Consider the following 18499-nt stretch of genomic DNA (forward strand, 5'->3'; position numbering starts at 1 on the left):
CTTCCTTGGATTTTATTATCCTTAATCAATGCACCACTGGCGTACCTTCTGTACTAAATGCAAAGCCTTTATTGCTAAAATTACCGATCATCACCGCCTCAATGACGGGCTTGACCGTCTCGTCTATCCCTTCGACTTCAATGATAAAGTTGGCGCCCGATCCGCCTTTATCCTCTTCTTTTTCGACGATATAATTGAGCGTGGCCATTGCTGGAAGCTCAATCGGTTTGTTTAAATAGGATTTTATAAAGGTTCCATCAGTGCCATAGTAATCAATTTTATTGATATACAGCGATTTTTTTAGCGTGGTATTGCGTACACTCAAAGTCGCTGATAGCAAGACTTTACGATTGTCTCTATCGGTATAGATGTCAGAATAAATGGGCACATAAAAGGTTTGTTTATAGGCAAACTGGCTACGATCAACCGCTGTTGTCATCTCCAGCTCTTGAATGGGGTCTTGATGTTTTTCTGAATACAACACGTTCGGGTCTTGCGGCGTCTGGTCACAACCTGACAACAATGCCATCGTCGCAAGCAACAAGATGGATATAGTGCGCTTACTCATAAGTTTCCCCTTTGCCTTTTCATGTCACGGCTGTTGCAAATGTTTATTTGATTTTCACACCGACACTACGCAGAAACTCGTTGATATGCTTGTTAGCACCGTAGATGACCAATACGTCTTTATCTTGCAATACTTGCTCAGGCGCCGCCAAACCTTTAATACTAGGCTTACTTTGCGTACGACCAAAGCTGTCTTCATAATACTCATAGCGCAGGGTACTAAGCAATCGAATATTGAACTTTTGCTCCAATTGCAAATCATCAACAGTCTGACCAATCAACGACTTGGGAATGCTAATCTCCACCATACTGAAATGATCACTCAGCTCAAACGAGTCGACGAAATAACGTAGCGACAGCCGTTTGGCCCAGCGATTGGCCGCCTCTTTTTCAGGATGAATCAAATCATCAACGCCGATAGCTTGCAACACTTTTTCGTGCAGTGGATTGATACTACGACTGATCAAACGTTTTGCTTTGAGAGTTTTAAATAATGCCGTCGCCATGACGTTTGCGCCTTGGTCTTCACCGATTGCGACAATAACGATATCGGTGTCGACAATCGGTAAACCATTGACGGTATATTCATCCGTAGCATCCATACAGATGGTATGAGAGATGACTTCCTTATATGCCTCAACCTTTTGCATGCTGCTGTCAATGGCAATCACTTCGTGCCCCTGACGGGTCAACGCCATGCCTAGCGATGAGCCAAAGTTCCCTAACCCTACAATGATATATTTCATAACCTTATTAACCTTTTTCAGTATTTTTTAATGATGAAATGGCTTATTTACGACCATTTAATTGATCGTAATCTCTTCAGTTGGATAGCGATAATTGCGCTGGCGTCTATTTTTAAGCAGGGCAATAAAGATGGTCAACATGCTGACACGCCCAACAAACATAATGACTGACACCACCATTTTGCTAAAATCTGATAACTCTGTCGTCAAATTCAAACTTAATCCCACCGTGCTGTAAGCTGAAAAACATTCAAAAACCACCTTGATTAAATCAAGCTCTGGTTGATCATAGCTGATGAGCGTCACCCCCATACCGATGACCAATAAAGACAGCCACATAATAGAAAATGCACGGCGAATCGAGATGTCAGCAATCTGGCGCTTAAAGACCTCAACATTGGTCTGACCACGTGCCAAACTCAAAGTGTTTAACAGGGCAATCGCAAACGTACTGGTTTTGATACCACCGCCCGTCGAGTTTGGCGAGGCACCAATCCACATCAAAAATATCGTCAACATAATCGTGGGAAACGCGAGTTCCCCCATGTCGATGGTATTAAATCCTGCGGTTCGCGGCGTGGCAGCAGTAAACAGCCCTGTGACAAGCTTACCGAAAAAACTGCGATGGTCTGCCAGCACATTGTTATATTCAAATATCATCACACCGATGAGACCTACCAACAATAAAGCGCCCGTCGTAATCAAGGTTATGCGGCTATTAATATTGAGCAACCATGGTCGATAAATATAACGCTGATCATGGCGATAGATCAGGCGCTCGGCACGATCACGCAAATAACGCAGCACATTGACCACAATGACAAAACCCATACCACCAAAGATAAAGGTCGTAGCGATAATCAGTTGTAATGGGTAATTAAAACGTAGCGCGTCATCATACATGCCAGCGCTAAATGTAGAAAATCCAGCATTACAGAACGCAGAAATTGCATGGAAAACAGAGAAGAATAACTGCTCAGACCAATCCATATCTGGTATGTCATAAATACTGATATAAATGAGTGCCGCAGCCACTGCCTCAACGGCAAATGTCACATATAAGATGGATTTGAGGGTCGATACCACATCACCCATGCCGCGCATGTAAGACATCTCACTGATGCTCGCCTGCGTCTCATAACTGACACCGCCCTTAAAGAAATAACTAAAATACGTCACAAAAGTCAAAATACCCAAGCCGCCAATCTGTATCAGCCCCATGATAATGACTTGCCCAAAAGTTGTGAAATAAGTCGCCGTATCTACCACGATAAGACCAGTCACACAGACAGCACTGGTCGCGGTAAAGAGCGCATCAATGAAAGACAGCGGCTGCGTCGTTGCATTGGGCATCATCAGTAGCAATGCACCGACCAATACCAATGACAGGAAGCTTAAGATAAAAAACTGCGCAGGGTTTAGAAAGGTACGATTGAGATTAAAATCATGGTCAGATATTTCACGAATAAAGGTCACAAAGACGGCAATTTTGATGGCAACGAAGCCATCAACAGCGACCGACATCCCAGAGCGCACCAAATCAGTGAAATGTGCTACCAATAGGATAACAATCGCGATACTGGTCAGTAAGTCAAAGACAGCGACTTTATTTAGGGTCAGCGGCTTTTTGCTATAGAGGTAACGCCCTGCCGTCACAACAAAGCCTAAAAAAATAATCGCAAGATAAAAAATATGGAAAACCTGTTGTAACCACATCGGCAGCGTGAAACCACTGTCTAATAAAGCAATGGCTACGCCGATAATACTAATGACAATCGTGACATTATTTAACAATCGATAACGCTTGGCTGCATGCATCGCCCTAATCCATGATAGGAATAACCACGATATTTATACTCCTTTTTTGTGTTACTCACAAAAACTGATTTTAGATAATCGTAACCAATTATGATGCCCTGTTGAACACTCATACCTAGCCATGCTGATTGCTAAAATGGTTGTAGATAAATTATAGATTAGCAGTAACGGTAATATTTACGTTCTAACGAGGTTTTGTGAGGTTGGATTAGATAAAAAATGATTATTGTGAGGGTTGCATAGTAGCATTTCTATATAGTGACATTTTTCCATGGCTACACTTTTGGATAGTTGCAGTACAAACATATGCTCTAGTAGGGTCATTAGTCTATAGGTTAGCGTATTTATGAGCGCTATACCCTAACGGTCATCTTTACGTAGTTTCTATCGATGTGGTCGCCATTTTCACCCCGCCCCATGTCACCAAACCAACGCCCAGTGCGATCAATGAAGCACCCAAAAACAACCCTTCTGGCGGCATCTCACCCTGCAAAAAAATAGCCACTGGCACACCGACAACTGCACCGACCGAGCCTAATAAACTTAATAAAACAGGACCGCCGGTTTTTTGTAGTAAAAACAATAATAAGAATTGACCCGCAAATACGGCGGCTTGTATGCCAATCAAACCTAGCGGCAACCAGTCTAGTGGCATATTAACTGAAAAATTAGGCAATACACTAAATGACAGCAGCAACAGCGACGCCGCGATTAGCATACCTGGCGCGAGTGCACTAGGTGATGCCTTATCAGGCCAGCGTAAGGTGCGATATATATTACCAATAGCCAGTAATACTGGCCCGCAAAGCGCGATCAAAATCCAAAAAGTACTGGCATCGGGTGCTGTAAACTTACGCGCTGCCAATACTCCTGCGCCAAGAAGCGCCGCGGCCACACCCAAAGCGCGGACGATATTAAATCGCTCCATCCGCAGTGCCAATGCGCCAAGATAAGTCAACAATGGTGGAAGCGAGATAATGAGCGCGACGAAACCTGCACCCACATGTGGAATAGCCGAAAACAGTAGTAAATTAGAACCAGCAACACTGATGAGCGCCGCCACAAAATAGTATTCAAAGCTACGCGCATTTAAGGGAGGTAATTCGTGCCGTATTAATGCAACGATCAATAAAATAGCAGCAGCGCCCGTGATGGACCACAAGAGAAATGCCAGTGGTGTAATACCTATCTCACCAGCATATTTTGCCAAATTGGTAGAAATACCAATCAGACCTCCTCCGCCTAACAAGCAAGCAAAAGGGATGAGCCATGTGCTGGTGTTGCGAGAAGCTTGCTGTTCTAAAGACTCACTCATCAACTATCCTATTGGGTAGCGACGCTGATGACGATAGCTCATCAGACAAACCTAAATCTAAACCTTGTACTGCCTTATGTGCTGCATCGATAGCACCAGCAATATAACCGGGGAATGACTCTGACCATTCACTAGCGCTGCCCGTTAGGCAGTCTTGCCATGCACCTGTATTCGGCTTAGCGTTCGGTGCGCCAGCATGTTGACCAGCGCCACTGGCATCAGCAGGCGTCGCGGTCAATGAATCTTGCGCCCAGTCTTTCAGATACTCAGCCGTTGGCGTCTCTGCCTGTCCGCCAAATAAACGTACCAACTGCGCGCGGCAATGGGCTTTTAGCTCCATCTCTGAGACGCTTTGACGGACGTGAGCAGGAACGCCAAAGAAGCCAAATAATGCACCTTTTCCCTCTACCAAGGACGCATCATGAATCTCAGCAAGTGGCCCTATTGCACTTCTCGCTGAACCCGATAGTCCTTGATTGCGCCAAAAGGGTGAATCATAAACCGCCACATATTTGGCATGTGGCGCCATCCATGTCGCGGTCTCTTGCAACTCTGCCACCAAATCCTGCGGTAAAGTCGGTTCAAACTTGATGTTACTCGCCGCCAAACGAGGCGGTAGCGCAAGAAGCACATGCTGCGCTTGATAAGTAGTTATTTGACCAGCTGTCATCTGTTCAGCGCTGCTCTCGCTCTCTATGCTGATACAGCGCTCAGTCTTGATTACACACTTTACGATTTGCCCCGTGATAATGCGCGTAGGATTTAAGCGCGCATACATAGCATCAATGAGCGCTGCCATACCACCGACGAGGCGCATAGACGGTGGCGAGCTTTGATAGCCTTGGGTACGGATAGGCAGCTCATTGGCGGCACGTTCCACCATCATGTCGCCGTCCTCGAACTGAGCGAAACATGTTAAATTCAACGTTTCAATAAGACTGCTCAACTGCGGCTGATACTCTGGCCAAAACCACGATGGCCCTAAATCAAAGCCATCGTTTGATTCTTCATGATCGACACTGTGACTACTAGCATTCTGATCTACTGATGATTTCGCAACAGCGATGCGCCCGCCCAATCTATCACGCGCCTCAAGCAATATATAATCAATACCTTGTTGCTCTAACAAAAACGCTGCATATAAGCCACTCAAACCACCACCGATAATTGCAATAGGTAGGTTTTGCATAACAAATCATTCCTGCTTAGTTGAAGCTATTCAGTATTGAGATTATTCAGCCAACAACTTGGTAAGCAGCTCGTCTATCTCAACCTTAAACTCTTTATCTTCAATCTTATTAGCCGTAATTTTAGCATTCTGTAGACTTTGAATAGCCGCTTCTTTGTTACCTGTCTCAAGCTGTAGTACCGCCATAGAAAAAGCAATCGACGACAGATGATCTTTTGAATTGATCGCCGTGGCTTTGACTAGCGCTTTGTCATAAATAACTAAGGCTTCATCCAAATCTTCTGTAAAGTCAGCAAGCGTTTCCCACTGTTCTGGATGGTCTTTATCGGTATTTTCATTATCATTACAAATGGCTTCTAATTCAGCATAAAACCCATCAAATGCTGCTTGATTGCCTATACGATCAGCTTCCAATAACTCTTCAGCTAAAGTATAAATTGCTTTATAAATTTTGGTATTAATCATTGCTCATAACCTTTTATGAATTAGGATCTATGGTACTTGTTTTTCAGCCAAGAGTACTTGGCGAATATTACTTGGTAAACAGTGCTTAGCTGGGATTATAACGCAATTCCACTAGCCAAAATGACTGACACAAAAAAAGGATGCGATAGTCGATATCACACCCTTTTTATTCATCAAACTACTAATCATTTTTTATCTGCTTAAAAGCTCATTATCTTGGTGGTTTGATCGACCATTAGCGCCCCGATATCAGCAGGATCAGCATCACTCACGCCGTCAATCAGTGCCGACTGGTCAATTCCCTTACCCGGTAGATAAAGGGCACAAACCTCAACCTTGGTATTGGTATTCTTCATGACCATTTGCATCAAACCCTGTGAGCTCATATTTTTAGGCGGTTGCGCTGTGGTCACACTTTTAGGTGCATCACGGAGTGCCATATCACCGGCTGGACCGCAGAGCAATACTCAAGTATTGGCACCTTGCTGCGCGGATTGCATAGTTAGCACCATCGACATGAGCTGCACTTGAGCATCCTCTGATGTCACATTTATCAACACCGATGGCGTCGGTTTTTTATTCTCTGGAATGACGTCACTCTTTTGTGACATGGCATTGGTCGCTGTACAGCCAACCATTAGTGAGGCGGCGCTTATAGCAAGTGCAGTAGCAACTATCCGTTTCATCGTCTTCTCCATTTATCAACAATCATTAAAATCATCGTTATTAAACTATACACTAAAATATATTAAAAAAATGTATAATATTATTTATGATAAGAAAATTATGATAAGAAATACAATCTGTGGCGTATCCTCATTTTGAGAAGAAAAGAATACAGCACTGCGATCAACTCAGTTCGCGCCAGTGCAGCCACAACCGCGTATCAAGCTCAAACTGATGATACTCAGGCTCCATATGACAGCATAATTGATAAAACGCCTTGTTATGGTCGTGCTCTTTAAAATGCGCCAACTCATGCACAACAATCATGCGCAAAAACTCAGGCGGCGCTTCCTGAAATAAACTGGCCATGGTAATGCTGTTATGCGATTTGAGCTTGCTGCCCTGTATGCGAGACTGGGTGGTATGAATACCTAGCGCATGTTTGAGGATCGTTAATTTACTGCTATAGCTGACATTCGATAGCTGTCCCACTTTGCGCATATATTGGTTTTTTATCTCATTGATATACTGATAAAGCGCCTTATCACTTTTTATTTGGTGCTGAGTGGGATACTTTTTTTCTAGATACGCGCCCAATTTACCATCGCTAATCAGCAATGCCGCTTGGGTTTGAACTTGCTCAGAATAATGAGCGATATACTTTAATGTGGTCACAAACTTATCCTTTGCTAATATTTCGAAACTGATAATCCGAAACGTATCTTTATATATTTTACCCTATATCTACTTATTTTATTTTTCATAAAATAACCCCATAAGCTGCATTCAACTTATGGGGTTGTTTGTTACGATGTTTTTACTTAAGTGTTTTTACTTAAATATTCAGGACGTGTTGATAAATCAATTAACGCTCTAAATGTAGATACTGCAAATGGCGCTCGTACTGATTTAAGATATCGACCAATACTTGCTCTTTGGAGTAACCTACCAAGTCATACTCTTGCGAACCTTCGCTCAAGAACACTTCGGCACGATAATAGTACTCTGCATTCTTAGTTGAGGTGCTCAATGTAAAGTTAGGACGCTCAGCTTTAATCAAATTCACTTCATAAATAAAGTCGTCTTCATCGCCATGTCCAACTCGCAATTTTAGACCATCTATTTGACCGCTACTCTCATCCATGCCTTCATCTATATCTTGTCCGATATGTTCAGGGTTACGGATGTCCAAAGAGGTTTTTAGACCGCCTGCCGCAAATTCTTTTTCAACTTCCGTCATGGCAGGTCTAACCACGTTTTGTAAAAAGCGTTCAACTTGTGCATGTCTAGGGAAACTGACGATACGTTGCAAGCGTGCTTTCCAGCTCTTACCACTATCCAGCACATTAGCCGTACCAATCGTACTGGCCTTACGTTTATTGCCTTCCTCTTTTAGCGACTTCCACATTGACATCATATAGAGCACAAGAATGAGTGAGAATGGCAAACCAGCAATCACAGATACTGACTGCAATGAGGCAAAGCCACCTGCAAATAATAATCCTAAAGTGATAAGACCTGTTGCTGCTGCCCAAAACAGACGCAACCAAACAGGTGCATCGGTGTCATTGGTCATGCCGCGTGAGCTCAAATTCGCTAATACTAACGCGCCTGAGTCCGCTGAGGTCACAAAGAATACTAGCCCGATAACCACACCAGCGAATGATAAAACGTCACTGTAAGGAAAATACTCAAACAAGGCAAACATACCCATGGCGGCGTCATTAACAGCGATTTCACCAAGTTCAGTAGCTCCATTAGCAACCAAGTCTATCGCCGAATTACCAAAGATAGAGAACCAGGCAAAAATGAAACCAAGCGGAATAAACATCACACCAAAGACAAACTCACGTAAGGTACGACCACGGCTAATACGCGCGATAAATAGACCAACAAACGGTGCCCAAGCGACCCACCATGCCCAGAAAAATATCGTCCAGCCTGATTTCCAATCGGCACCAGCAGTACCGTCATAGGCATATACATCAAAAGTTTTAAAGAGAATGGTTTGGAAATATTGACCGATATTTTGGGTAAAGGTATTCAGCAAATACACCGTATTACCCATCACCAATATGGCGATTAATAGTAATATCGACGATAGCATATTAAATTCAGATAAGCGGCGGACGCCCTTTTCCACACCTGTCATCGCCGAAATAGCTGCAGCAGCAACGACACCTACAATAATAAGCGTCTGGACTGTTTTGCTAGATTCAATACCGAAAACATGGGTCAATCCAGCATTGGCCTGCAATACCCCAATGCCTAAGCTGGTGGCGATACCCATCAAGGTACAAACAACACCAAAGGTATCAATACCATCACCAAGCCAGCCCTTGATTAAACGCTCGCCAAAGATAGGCGTCAGTGGTGAACGCAGCGCCAATGGCATGTTTTTACGATACGCAAAGTACGCCAATGCCATACCGATGAGTGCATAAATACCCCAACCATGTAGACCCCAATGTAAAAAGGTTTGCGCAAGTGCTTCGCGCATGGCTTCTGCACTGGCAGGCTCCAGCCCCGTATGCGGCGTTAAATAATGCATCAATGGCTCAGAGGCACCAAAAAACAGTAAATCAATACCGATACCCGCAGAGAACAGCATCGCGGCCCATGCTAGGAAAGGAAACTGGGCTTTTTCGTGATCTTGCCCAAGCTTGATATCGCCGTATTTAGAAAAACCAACAAATAGTGCAAATATACTGTAAGCGGCAACCACCAGCATGTAATACCAGCCAAAACTCTCTGATACCCATGCCATGCTTGAGCTTAACAATGTCTCACTATAATCTGGAAACGCAATCGTCCAGATAATTAATAAAATAGAAATAATAGCTGAACCTAAAAAAACCGTCTTGTTTAGAGTCAGGGGTTTCGTCGCATCTTTTGATGGCGAGCTGTACATAAAAGACCTCAATAGGTAAATTAAACAGGGTCTGATATTGATTTGTCCGTCATAACTTGAGGACTGTATGACGCACAAAGCAGTACCAATAAATAAAAATTGCTATGTAAATAAAAATTTAAATGACAATCAAAGGCAGCCACAACAGTATTAAAAATACTTAATACGTTAGCGCTGATGAAAAAGACCTTTGCGTGGAAAGGTCTTTTTAATGAGATTCTCTTATATGATTATTGAATAAATAGTTCATCAGTCGCTTAGACAGCAGAGCCATATGCGCGCATCGGCTCAGTTCTAAGCGGTGCACCATTGGCAACGTAATAATCTACGGTCGAGCGTGGTAGCTGCTTGCCACGCATCTTATCGACGATTTTTTCTGCCAGCATAATGGTGGTAGCGTTTAGATTACCACTGATGATATTTGGCATAATCGACGCATCAACGACGCGCAAGCCATCGATGCCGTGTACGAGTCCTTCGCCATTGACGACCGAATCATTACCTTCACCCATCGCACAAGTACACGACGGATGATAAGCTGTTTCGCTATGATTACGAACATATTCGTCTAGCTGCGCATCGGTCACCAAATCATCGGTTGGCGCAATCGAGCGACCACGATAAGGGTTGAGCGCTGGCTGATGCATAATCTCACGAGTGATGCGCATTGCCGCACGGAACTCGTGCCAGTCTTGGTCGTGAGACATATAGTTAAACAAAATGCTCGGATGCGCGCTTGGGTCTTTTGAGGTCAGCTTGACGCGACCACGACTTGGCGAGCGCAATGAGCCTACGTGCGCTTGGAAACTGTGCGACTTCACGGCACTACGACCATCGTAGCGCACTGCTAATGGCAAGAAGTGGTACTGGATATTAGGATGGGTAAACTTCTCATCGGTACGAATAAAACCGCCACCTTCGAACTGATTTGACGCGCCAAGTCCTGTGCCATTGAACAACCACTCGGCACCGATGGCAGGCTTATTCCACCATTTATTGGCAGGCGCAATCGACACTGGCAACTTACATTCGTACTGCATATACAGCTCTAAATGGTCTTGTAGATTATTACCAACACCCGGTAAATCTAAAATCTCATTGACACCCAAATCTTTGAGCCATTGACCAGGACCAATACCAGAGCGCTGCAATAATTGCGGCGACGCAATCGCACCTGATGAAACAATCACTTCACGAGACGCGTAAAAATTCTTGGTTTGACCTTGATGGGCGACTTTAACGCCGACAGCACGTTTGCCATCGAACAAAATCACGTCAGTCAATGCACCCGTCAAAATGGTGATATTGCTACGCGGTTTGGCGCGGTCAAGATAACCGCGAGCTGTTGATGCGCGGCGACCATTAGGCGTCACAAAGCGATCCATCGGCCCAAAGCCTTCTTGTTGATAGCCGTTTAAATCATCCGTGCTTGGATAGCCTGCTTGCACGCCTGCTTCGATCATCGCTTGGAACAGCGGATTGACTCCTGGCTTTGAAGTGGTCATCTCGACGGGACCACCGACGCCATGATAGTCGTTCTCGCCAGCGTCGCGATTTTCTAACTTTTTGAAATACGGCAAGCAGTCCAAATAGGTCCAATCTTCTAAACCTTTGATTTGAGACCAATCGTCAAAATCCAAGGCATTACCACGGATATAACACATCCCATTAATCAGAGACGAGCCACCTAACCCTTTACCGCGACCACAATCCATGACGCGGTTATTCATATAAGGCTCAGGATCGGTTTTGTAGCCCCAGTTATAGGTCGTTCCTTGCAACGGCATAGCGAGCGCTGCTGGCATCTGCGTACGAAAGTCTAAGCGATGGTCTGGACGACCTGCTTCTAACAGCAACACCTTAATGTTGGCATCTTCGGTCAAGCGGGTGGCCAGCACATTGCCTGCTGAGCCTGCGCCGACGATGATGTAGTCATATTCAGGTGTGGTTGATGTCATAAAACGCTCCATAATATTAAAAAATCCATCATTTCATATCAGTAAGGCGGTGCCAAAAGGACAAATTAGTCCTAATAATTCAGCCTTACCGTTTTAAAAATTTCACAGCAAAAGTGATTAAAATACCGATTCAAACTTACCAAGCTCTACTTGGATAGACTTGGTCTGCATATAATGCTCAAGGGCTTCAATGCCGTTTTCGCGGCCGATACCTGAGTGCTTATAACCGCCCACTGGCATTTGTGCAGCCGACTCGCCCCACGTATTTAACCAGCAAATACCCGCTTCAATTTGAGCGATGACTCGATGCGCTCGGGTCAAGTCAGCAGTCACGACCCCAGCTGCCAAACCATACTCGGTATCATTGGCACGGCGAATCACTTCTTCTTCAGTCTCATAAGTCAATATTGACATCACTGGACCAAAGATTTCTTCGCGCACGATAGTCATTTCATCGGTGCAATCAGTGAATACCGTCGGTGCGACGAATGCGCCATTTGCCAATTTGCCTGTTGTGATACGTTCACCACCCGTCAATAGACGTGCACCGCTAGCCTTACCTTGCTCGATATAATCAAGCACTCTTTCCATATGTGGGAAGCTGACCAATGGCCCCATATTGATGCTCTCGTCCAGCGGATTGCCGAGTTTGATACGTTTGACACGCGTTAAGATGGCTTCTTCAAACTTAGCTTGTAGCGCTTTAGGGATAAAGACACGCGTGCCATTGGTACAGACCTGACCGGTGCTATAGAAGTTCGCCATCATAGCGATGTCCGCCGCCATATCGATATCGGCATCGTCAAATATAATCAGTGGCGACTTACCGCCAAGCTCCAAGGTCACGTCTTTAAGCGATGATGATGCCGCACTCGCCATCACTTTTTTACCCGTTGGTACGCCGCCCGTAAACGATACCTTTGCGATATCAGGATGCTGTGTTAACGCTTCGCCGACTTTATAATCCCCTTGCACGACGTTGAATACGCCGTCTGGTAAGCCCGCTTCTGTCAATATTTCTGCCAGTTTTAGCGCGGTTAACGGTGTGACTTCTGAGGGTTTAAAAATCATCGCATTCCCAGCGGCTAATGCTGGTGCTGCTTTCCACATCGCGATTTGAATCGGATAGTTCCACGCACCGATACCTGCGACGACGCCAAGTGGCTCGCGGCGAGTATAGACAAAGCTAGTATCACGCAATGGAATCTGACGACCTTCAATCATCGACGCAAGCCCTGCATAATACTCAACGACATCAGCACCAGTCACGATATCGACATATTTGGTTTCAGAGAGTGCTTTGCCCGTGTCTTTGGTTTCAAGTAACGCGAGTACATCGTTGCGCTCACGTAATATCGCAACCGCCTTTAGCAAAATACGACTGCGCTCAACGGCAGTCATCGCCGCCCAAACCTTTTGACCTTTTTGTGCCGCTTTTACGGCTTCATCAATCTGTTCACTGGTCGTTTGCTGAACGGTAGTTAACACTTCACCCGTGGCTGGATTGATGTCTTCAAAAGTAGCAAGCGATTCGTCGATTGCTAAGTAACGACCATTAATATAAGCAGTTTGTATTTGTTTTAAATCGATGATGTCTGTTAAGTTGTTGAGGTCTGTTTTTGAATCTGTCATGTGGTGCTCCTATTAACGACTGGCAAAAGCTCTATAAAAAAGTTAATACCGAATAATGTCGTCATGGGTTAAATGTTTAAAATAAATTTATATAGCCTATTGCTACAAGCCTGTCTTTCAATAATTTTTTGATAAAAAATGCTTATTTGATCAATCATTTAAGAACAATATTTTATTCATTCTCAGGTTGCGTCATTTTTATCAAGCGCTTATGGATGGATGCTTTATCTGAGATATTAATCCCCGAAAAATCAGAGAGCCAAATACCATCAGCCACCAGACGCACCATACATAATGTTTCGGTATTGTCGGTTGCTTGATGTTTCTTTAATTGTGCATTTGCCCACTTGGCCCACAACTCACGTAACTCGCTATCGCCTAGCATCAATGCATATAAGGTTGCTTGACTATCGAGCTCTTCCTGCCCTTTTTCGCCTAAGCTAATCGTGGCATTGATATAGGCACGAGTAAAAGAGCCATAACGCACAGGGTCTTCTGCCATGGCTTGATTAACTTCTGCCTCAAACCTCGCCATCGCATCATGAAACACTTCAAGGATGAGTGCATTTTTAGTGGTGAAATGATGCATCACCCCGCCTTTGGTCACCCCGACCGCATCAGCGACCGCCTGAAAGGTCACTTTTGATAAGCCCTGCTCTAACGTGATTCGCGCTGCCTGATCGAGTAGCGCACGACGGACAACTTCGGGCTGTTTTTTACGTTTGTAAGCGTTTTCCATTTCCATATCAGTGCACCACAGAATTAGAGAATAAGTTCATCACCACGACACCGCCCACAATCATAGCGATACCAACCACAGCTGCTGTATCAAGACTTTGCTTAAAAAACACCAAGCCAACGAGCGATGTCAGCACAATCCCCAACCCGCCCCACAGTGCATAAGCAATACCAAGCGGTATGGTTTTGATGGTTTGTGTTAATAAGTAAAACGAGATGGCATAAAGCACACCCATAATCAGGGTCGGCACCAAACGCGTAAACTGCTCTGACTTGACTAAAAAGGTCGTGCCAACCACTTCGCAAATAATGGCGATGGCTAGATAACCGTAGGCAATAGTGGTGGGACTCATAATTAGGTTACCTGTCTCAGATTGATCACATATTAATAATGTATATACATTAAAGAAACCATACGGTCGGTATTCTATAGAAATATTCTAGCCATGTGAAGGGCTGTTTCTGATTTTTTTGTTTCGAGGGAGGTACAGATTGTTTTACTATTCAAAAAGATAGCCGACTTGTCTAATCAAATTAGCGCTAGATTTTATATCCAACTTACATAAATAAGGGTTTTGACCATTTTTAGCCCATTTAGAGATTTATCGATTGAATTGAAGACACGCCCTAGTCAAAAAATAATATTTTAGCGGTCAAAATTTGCCAAAACAGCCCGCTTTATAAGGGATTACTGGTTATTTTTCACAGTTAACAACAATATTTATAATTAATGGCATAATAAGGTTGACAGCCTATAACAACTTGGCTAAAATGTGCCCCACATAACGCAAACAAGACAAGCAATAGCGCTTATCTAACTTATCGTTATACCAACTTATTCTCCAATAGCTCAGTTGGTAGAGCAACGGACTGTTAATCCGTGTGTCCCTGGTTCGAGCCCAGGTTGGAGAGCCATATACTAAAAACCTTCATCATTATTTGATGAAGGTTTTTTTATGGTTGCCGTTTTCAATTAAGAGGATAGCCGCAATCTTAGGGCGTGTCCTCATTTTAAAAGTGGTGACAAAAATGAGATAAATTGCCGTCAAACAAGGACAGTAGCACAAATAATATCGAGATATTAATAAGCTATTTGACGATGTTTGGCAAAATTTAGCCATTTTTATCCCATTTAGAGGTTAATCGATTGAATTGAGGACACGTCCTAGTACGATTGGCATGGCTACGGTGTTCTTTTAGGCGTTTTTGTTGTATGGTAAAGATAGTTTTGATTGGGTTAATTTTTGTCTGAGTGCTTCACTCTTACTCACTAAAAATAATGGTTTATTATGATACCTGTACGTGTGAAAAATAAGTTTTCTGATCATCCGCAAAAAATCATGCGCCCGATCAGTATTCGTTTGTCTGAAGAGATGATTTCGCTATTAGAAGCCACTTCAAAAGAGTTGGGGTTTAAACGCATCCAAGGGCTTATTCGTTTATATATTCGCCAAGGGCTTGACCGCGATCATCAAGACTACACCCTAGCCCATGACGAGGTGTTCATCGAAAGCCTGCGTAAACGCGGAGTCAGCCAGCGTATTATTGATGAGGCCATTGTTGTGACCCACAATAATAATATTACTCACTCACTATCTGAGCTGCAAGAAAATGACCAAGCTCATGACTAACCATTCAAACAGTCGTTAGCTGTTACTGCTGTCAATAAAAAAGACTGAGTTTGCTTAACGGCACTCAGTCTTTTTTTTGTGGGCGTAATAAAAATAGCTATTGTGAATAAAAATACCGATCATGATTGCTTGTCAGAACTTATTATAAATAGTACGTCTCCTGCCCTTTTTTGCTGTCATATAACAAAAATATGCCTATTTTGCTTGCGATACAGCATTTAGCGATAATTAAACACAACCTCTCATCAAACGAGGTATATTAAGAAAACGCTCATTATTTTGTTGTCATTCTTTATTATCCATAAAGATTTTTAAGGAGGTGTACGATGGCGAGTTTACATCAACGCTTGAATAAAGCTTTGTTATTGACGATTGCCTTAGCGATACTACCAATCGTTTCTGGTTGCTCACAGCCAACCGCGGATCCAACCAAAAAAACCATACCGACCAACTCAGATCAGTGGCAGAAAAAACTCGGCACCACTTTTGAGCAGTTGCCTCAATCTGAGCAGCAATTACTCAGCCGCTACATGTTGCGAATGAAACTCAGCGGTGCCTATGAGTCGGGGGCGATGCCGCGTACCACTATCAAGCAAGCCCTTGTGCAACAGCGTGAATACGAACGATTACATCCAAACAATCCAACAGGTAAAAAAAGCCCCATCGTCAGCAGCCAGCCAGCTTATAGTGCCAATGCGCAGAACTACCCTGTCGCTCTACTACCAGTCAAAACCAGCGATAGTGACAGCTTAAATCAAGTAAAACTGCAGTTTATGCTCTCTAATCACGGCAAGGTCGCCATTCAAAGCTTTAAGGGCACACTGACCATGCAAGATGCTAACTTGGCGCAGGGCAAAAGCTTTAACGTACCACTAACACAGTTTGACCCGCCTATTAAACCAGAGCAGTCTGGCAAGATCATCATCGAGAGCAGTATTGAAGACATCAACGTTATGCGTGCCATTAAAAACACCAAAGACTTGACCATCATGATCAGTAAAGGCACATTGATATTGGAGAATGGGCAGGAAATTAAGTTTGATGAGTCGCTAATGAAATAAAAAAGTGCTGCAAAGTATTTATAAAATTATAGGATAAATATCCAGCATAAAAAAAGCCCCAATCATCACTGATTGGGGCTTTTTTCGAATTTGGAGGAGACGGAGAGATTCGAACTCTCGAAGGGCTACAAACCCTTGTCGGTTTTCAAGACCGGTGCATTCAACCACTCTGCCACGTCTCCATTGGTGGACTATTATAGCGATATAAAATAAAAATGCAACAAAAAAAGCCGCAATCATTAATAATGATTGCGGCTTTCGAATTTGGAGGAGACGGAGAGATTCGAACTCTCGAAGGGCTACAAACCCTTGTCGGTTTTCAAGACCGGTGCATTCAACCACTCTGCCACGTCTCCATTTGTGCGTTATTATAGCGATATAACATAAGAATGCAAGCAATTAATTGCATGAATTTAAATTATTTTGATGCTATCGTTGATTCAGTTTAAAAGAGAGTCAAGGCAACTGCATGCAGATATATATATGACGCTTGCCGCGAGGTTAGCGCGGTCACTCTATTATAGAGAATTGACGATATGTTTTTTATGAGATGCCAGATGTAGACACATATCTAGTAGTCTATTGGCATAACCCCATTCGTTGTCATACCATGCAAAAACCTTGTACTGGCTACCCACTTGCATGAGCTGCTGACCATCAATGATCAAAGACTCTGTCTGATGGATAAAATCACTGGATACCAATGGTTCATCCGTATAAGCCATGATGTCACGCAAATGTGCCTGACTGGCAGATTTGAGTGCCTCGCGGACTGCCTCGACAGACACATCGGGCTTATCAAAAACAAAGGTCACATCAATAGCGGCTACATCAATGGTAGGCACTCGTATCGAATGGCCATTTATCTTGCCTACCATAGCAGGTAGCACACGCTCTGTCGCCGCGATACTGCTAGAGGTGGTCGGGATAATGTTGTAACCAGAAGCTCGTGCGCGTCTTGGGTCACGGTGCGCTTGATCAAGCACTGTCTGATCAGCGGTGACAGCATGAATCTCCGTCATCATCGCTGACTTTACCCCAAATGCGGTATCAAGCGTCGCAATCAAGGGAACCAAGGCCTGCGTGGTACAAGAAACGCTCGATATAATCGGCAGCTCACGTGTTAGCTCATCAGTATTAACGCCCATAACGATACAAGCATCGACATCATCGAATGGTGCAGCACCGATAATCACCTGCTGCGCGCCAGCCTCTATGTGCAGTTGTGCTTGCTCATAAGAGCGAAAATGTCCGGTACATTCTAGTACCACATCGACACCCAGCGCCTCCCAAGGCAACTGCGCAGGGTTAGGTTCCGAGAATAAATTGATACAGTAGGTATAATTGTTTTTTGTGAGACAAAGCTGTGTGGCGCTATTATTGTTACCGTCATCGCTCGCTTCATCGTTGCTACTCGCCACAATATCAGCACTGACCCCAAGGCGACTTAGGCGACCATGCGTGCTGTCAAACTTTAATAAATGCAGCAAAATATCCGCTGGTGCTAAATCATTAATTGCCACCACATGGATCGCACGGCCTAATACCTCAAAGCGCTCTAGCAATGCCCGCAACACATTGCGCCCTATACGTCCAAAACCATTGATAGCAATCCTCAGTGGCTGTGTATGCTTACTAGATGCATGAAACGCCGCTGCTGCTACTGGGTCAGACGTTAATTGATACGTGGCGCTCGAAAAATCAGGCATAAAAGGATATCGCTATAAAGTGATAAAAAAATTGAGCACTACAAAGTCAGCGCTACAATGAGACAAAACCAACAAGTCGTTAATCGGCTCTAA

At 44.0% G+C, this 18499-nt stretch carries 17 protein-coding genes and 3 tRNA genes; 3 read left to right on the forward strand and 17 right to left on the reverse strand.

Annotated elements, in window-relative coordinates; translation table 11 throughout:
* Positions 1 to 25: 25 nt before the first annotated feature.
* From JMW85_RS10790 to JMW85_RS10855, 14 genes are all read right to left on the reverse strand, one after another.
* Positions 26 to 568, reverse strand: a complete 543-nt coding sequence (locus JMW85_RS10790; protein WP_087814475.1) for a DUF3124 domain-containing protein — start codon at positions 566 to 568, stop codon at positions 26 to 28.
* A 43-nt stretch (positions 569 to 611) separates the two neighbouring features.
* Positions 612 to 1313 carry a potassium channel family protein gene (locus JMW85_RS10795; RefSeq protein ID WP_045447178.1) on the reverse strand — a complete coding sequence of 234 codons (702 nt, stop codon included), beginning with the start codon at positions 1311 to 1313 and terminating at the stop codon, positions 612 to 614.
* Between the two features lie 57 nt (positions 1314 to 1370).
* Entirely contained in the window at positions 1371 to 3131 is a 1761-nt protein-coding gene (locus JMW85_RS10800) for a TrkH family potassium uptake protein (RefSeq protein WP_201581747.1), read from the reverse strand.
* A 373-nt stretch (positions 3132 to 3504) separates the two neighbouring features.
* The gene (locus JMW85_RS10805) at positions 3505 to 4446 is read right to left on the reverse strand and encodes a DMT family transporter (RefSeq protein ID WP_201581748.1); all 942 of its coding nucleotides are present in this window, start codon (positions 4444 to 4446) and stop codon (positions 3505 to 3507) included.
* Positions 4439 to 5635: a flavin monoamine oxidase family protein gene (locus JMW85_RS10810; RefSeq protein ID WP_201581749.1), complete on the reverse strand. Its 1197-nt coding sequence runs from the start codon at positions 5633 to 5635 to the stop codon at positions 4439 to 4441. Before JMW85_RS10810 ends, JMW85_RS10805 begins: the two co-directional genes overlap by 8 nt.
* A gap of 42 nt (positions 5636 to 5677) precedes the next feature.
* Complete coding sequence (locus JMW85_RS10815) at positions 5678 to 6100, reverse strand: tetratricopeptide repeat protein (protein ID WP_201581750.1); 423 nt, start codon at positions 6098 to 6100, stop codon at positions 5678 to 5680.
* 200 nt (positions 6101 to 6300) lie between these two features.
* The gene (locus JMW85_RS10820) at positions 6301 to 6540 is read right to left on the reverse strand and encodes a hypothetical protein (protein ID WP_201581751.1); all 240 of its coding nucleotides are present in this window, start codon (positions 6538 to 6540) and stop codon (positions 6301 to 6303) included.
* A gap of 27 nt (positions 6541 to 6567) precedes the next feature.
* On the reverse strand, positions 6568 to 6786 hold the full coding sequence (locus tag JMW85_RS10825; protein WP_201581752.1) for a hypothetical protein: 219 nt from the start codon (positions 6784 to 6786) through the stop codon (positions 6568 to 6570).
* Positions 6787 to 6949: 163 nt separating this feature from the next.
* On the reverse strand, positions 6950 to 7441 hold the full coding sequence (locus JMW85_RS10830; RefSeq protein WP_201581753.1) for a M48 metallopeptidase family protein: 492 nt from the start codon (positions 7439 to 7441) through the stop codon (positions 6950 to 6952).
* A gap of 190 nt (positions 7442 to 7631) precedes the next feature.
* Entirely contained in the window at positions 7632 to 9677 is a 2046-nt protein-coding gene (gene betT / locus JMW85_RS10835; protein ID WP_060491617.1) for a choline BCCT transporter BetT, read from the reverse strand.
* A 257-nt stretch (positions 9678 to 9934) separates the two neighbouring features.
* The gene (gene betA, locus JMW85_RS10840) at positions 9935 to 11635 is read right to left on the reverse strand and encodes a choline dehydrogenase (protein ID WP_201581754.1); all 1701 of its coding nucleotides are present in this window, start codon (positions 11633 to 11635) and stop codon (positions 9935 to 9937) included.
* Between the two features lie 117 nt (positions 11636 to 11752).
* Complete coding sequence (gene betB, locus JMW85_RS10845; RefSeq protein ID WP_201581755.1) at positions 11753 to 13267, reverse strand: betaine-aldehyde dehydrogenase; 1515 nt, start codon at positions 13265 to 13267, stop codon at positions 11753 to 11755.
* Between the two features lie 172 nt (positions 13268 to 13439).
* Positions 13440 to 14012, reverse strand: a complete 573-nt coding sequence (locus tag JMW85_RS10850; protein ID WP_060491618.1) for a TetR/AcrR family transcriptional regulator — start codon at positions 14010 to 14012, stop codon at positions 13440 to 13442.
* A gap of 1 nt (position 14013) precedes the next feature.
* Entirely contained in the window at positions 14014 to 14358 is a 345-nt protein-coding gene (locus JMW85_RS10855; protein ID WP_060491619.1) for a DMT family transporter, read from the reverse strand.
* A gap of 486 nt (positions 14359 to 14844) precedes the next feature.
* Between JMW85_RS10855 and JMW85_RS10860 the strand changes: the two genes are divergently transcribed.
* From JMW85_RS10860 to JMW85_RS10870, 3 genes are all read left to right on the forward strand, one after another.
* A tRNA-Asn gene (locus JMW85_RS10860) sits at positions 14845 to 14920 on the forward strand.
* Between the two features lie 374 nt (positions 14921 to 15294).
* Positions 15295 to 15636, forward strand: a complete 342-nt coding sequence (locus JMW85_RS10865; RefSeq protein WP_055125114.1) for a hypothetical protein — start codon at positions 15295 to 15297, stop codon at positions 15634 to 15636.
* Positions 15637 to 15962: 326 nt separating this feature from the next.
* Positions 15963 to 16697, forward strand: coding sequence for a hypothetical protein (locus tag JMW85_RS10870; protein ID WP_060491620.1), 735 nt, complete (start codon positions 15963 to 15965; stop codon positions 16695 to 16697).
* Positions 16698 to 16788: 91 nt separating this feature from the next.
* Here the strand turns inward: JMW85_RS10870 and JMW85_RS10875 are convergent.
* From JMW85_RS10875 to JMW85_RS10885, 3 genes are all read right to left on the reverse strand, one after another.
* Positions 16789 to 16879: transfer RNA gene (locus JMW85_RS10875), tRNA-Ser, on the reverse strand.
* 83 nt (positions 16880 to 16962) lie between these two features.
* Positions 16963 to 17053, reverse strand: a tRNA-Ser gene (locus JMW85_RS10880).
* Between the two features lie 162 nt (positions 17054 to 17215).
* The gene (locus JMW85_RS10885; protein ID WP_201581756.1) at positions 17216 to 18406 is read right to left on the reverse strand and encodes a type I glyceraldehyde-3-phosphate dehydrogenase; all 1191 of its coding nucleotides are present in this window, start codon (positions 18404 to 18406) and stop codon (positions 17216 to 17218) included.
* Between the last annotated feature and the right edge of the window lie 93 nt (positions 18407 to 18499).

This window comes from Psychrobacter glacincola (genome assembly GCF_904846075.1).
Taxonomy (GTDB): domain Bacteria; phylum Pseudomonadota; class Gammaproteobacteria; order Pseudomonadales; family Moraxellaceae; genus Psychrobacter; species Psychrobacter glacincola_C.

What these genes read in the sequence shown, in the direction of transcription:
- JMW85_RS10855 (WP_060491619.1), bottom strand. Translation starts at nt 14,358, where the DNA reads ATGAGTCCCACCACTATTGCCTACGGTTATCTAGCCATCGCCATTATT.
- betB (WP_201581755.1), bottom strand. Translation starts at nt 13,267, where the DNA reads ATGACAGATTCAAAAACAGACCTCAACAACTTAACAGACATCATCGAT.
- JMW85_RS10815 (WP_201581750.1), bottom strand. Translation starts at nt 6,100, where the DNA reads ATGATTAATACCAAAATTTATAAAGCAATTTATACTTTAGCTGAAGAG.
- JMW85_RS10885 (WP_201581756.1), bottom strand. Translation starts at nt 18,406, where the DNA reads ATGCCTGATTTTTCGAGCGCCACGTATCAATTAACGTCTGACCCAGTA.
- JMW85_RS10825 (WP_201581752.1), bottom strand. Translation starts at nt 6,786, where the DNA reads ATGAAACGGATAGTTGCTACTGCACTTGCTATAAGCGCCGCCTCACTA.
- JMW85_RS10790 (WP_087814475.1), bottom strand. Translation starts at nt 568, where the DNA reads ATGAGTAAGCGCACTATATCCATCTTGTTGCTTGCGACGATGGCATTG.
- JMW85_RS10810 (WP_201581749.1), bottom strand. Translation starts at nt 5,635, where the DNA reads ATGCAAAACCTACCTATTGCAATTATCGGTGGTGGTTTGAGTGGCTTA.
- JMW85_RS10795 (WP_045447178.1), bottom strand. Translation starts at nt 1,313, where the DNA reads ATGAAATATATCATTGTAGGGTTAGGGAACTTTGGCTCATCGCTAGGC.
- JMW85_RS10820 (WP_201581751.1), bottom strand. Translation starts at nt 6,540, where the DNA reads ATGGCACTCCGTGATGCACCTAAAAGTGTGACCACAGCGCAACCGCCT.
- JMW85_RS10865 (WP_055125114.1), top strand. Translation starts at nt 15,295, where the DNA reads ATGATACCTGTACGTGTGAAAAATAAGTTTTCTGATCATCCGCAAAAA.
- JMW85_RS10850 (WP_060491618.1), bottom strand. Translation starts at nt 14,012, where the DNA reads ATGGAAATGGAAAACGCTTACAAACGTAAAAAACAGCCCGAAGTTGTC.
- JMW85_RS10800 (WP_201581747.1), bottom strand. Translation starts at nt 3,131, where the DNA reads ATGCATGCAGCCAAGCGTTATCGATTGTTAAATAATGTCACGATTGTC.
- betA (WP_201581754.1), bottom strand. Translation starts at nt 11,635, where the DNA reads ATGACATCAACCACACCTGAATATGACTACATCATCGTCGGCGCAGGC.
- betT (WP_060491617.1), bottom strand. Translation starts at nt 9,677, where the DNA reads ATGTACAGCTCGCCATCAAAAGATGCGACGAAACCCCTGACTCTAAAC.
- JMW85_RS10870 (WP_060491620.1), top strand. Translation starts at nt 15,963, where the DNA reads ATGGCGAGTTTACATCAACGCTTGAATAAAGCTTTGTTATTGACGATT.
- JMW85_RS10805 (WP_201581748.1), bottom strand. Translation starts at nt 4,446, where the DNA reads ATGAGTGAGTCTTTAGAACAGCAAGCTTCTCGCAACACCAGCACATGG.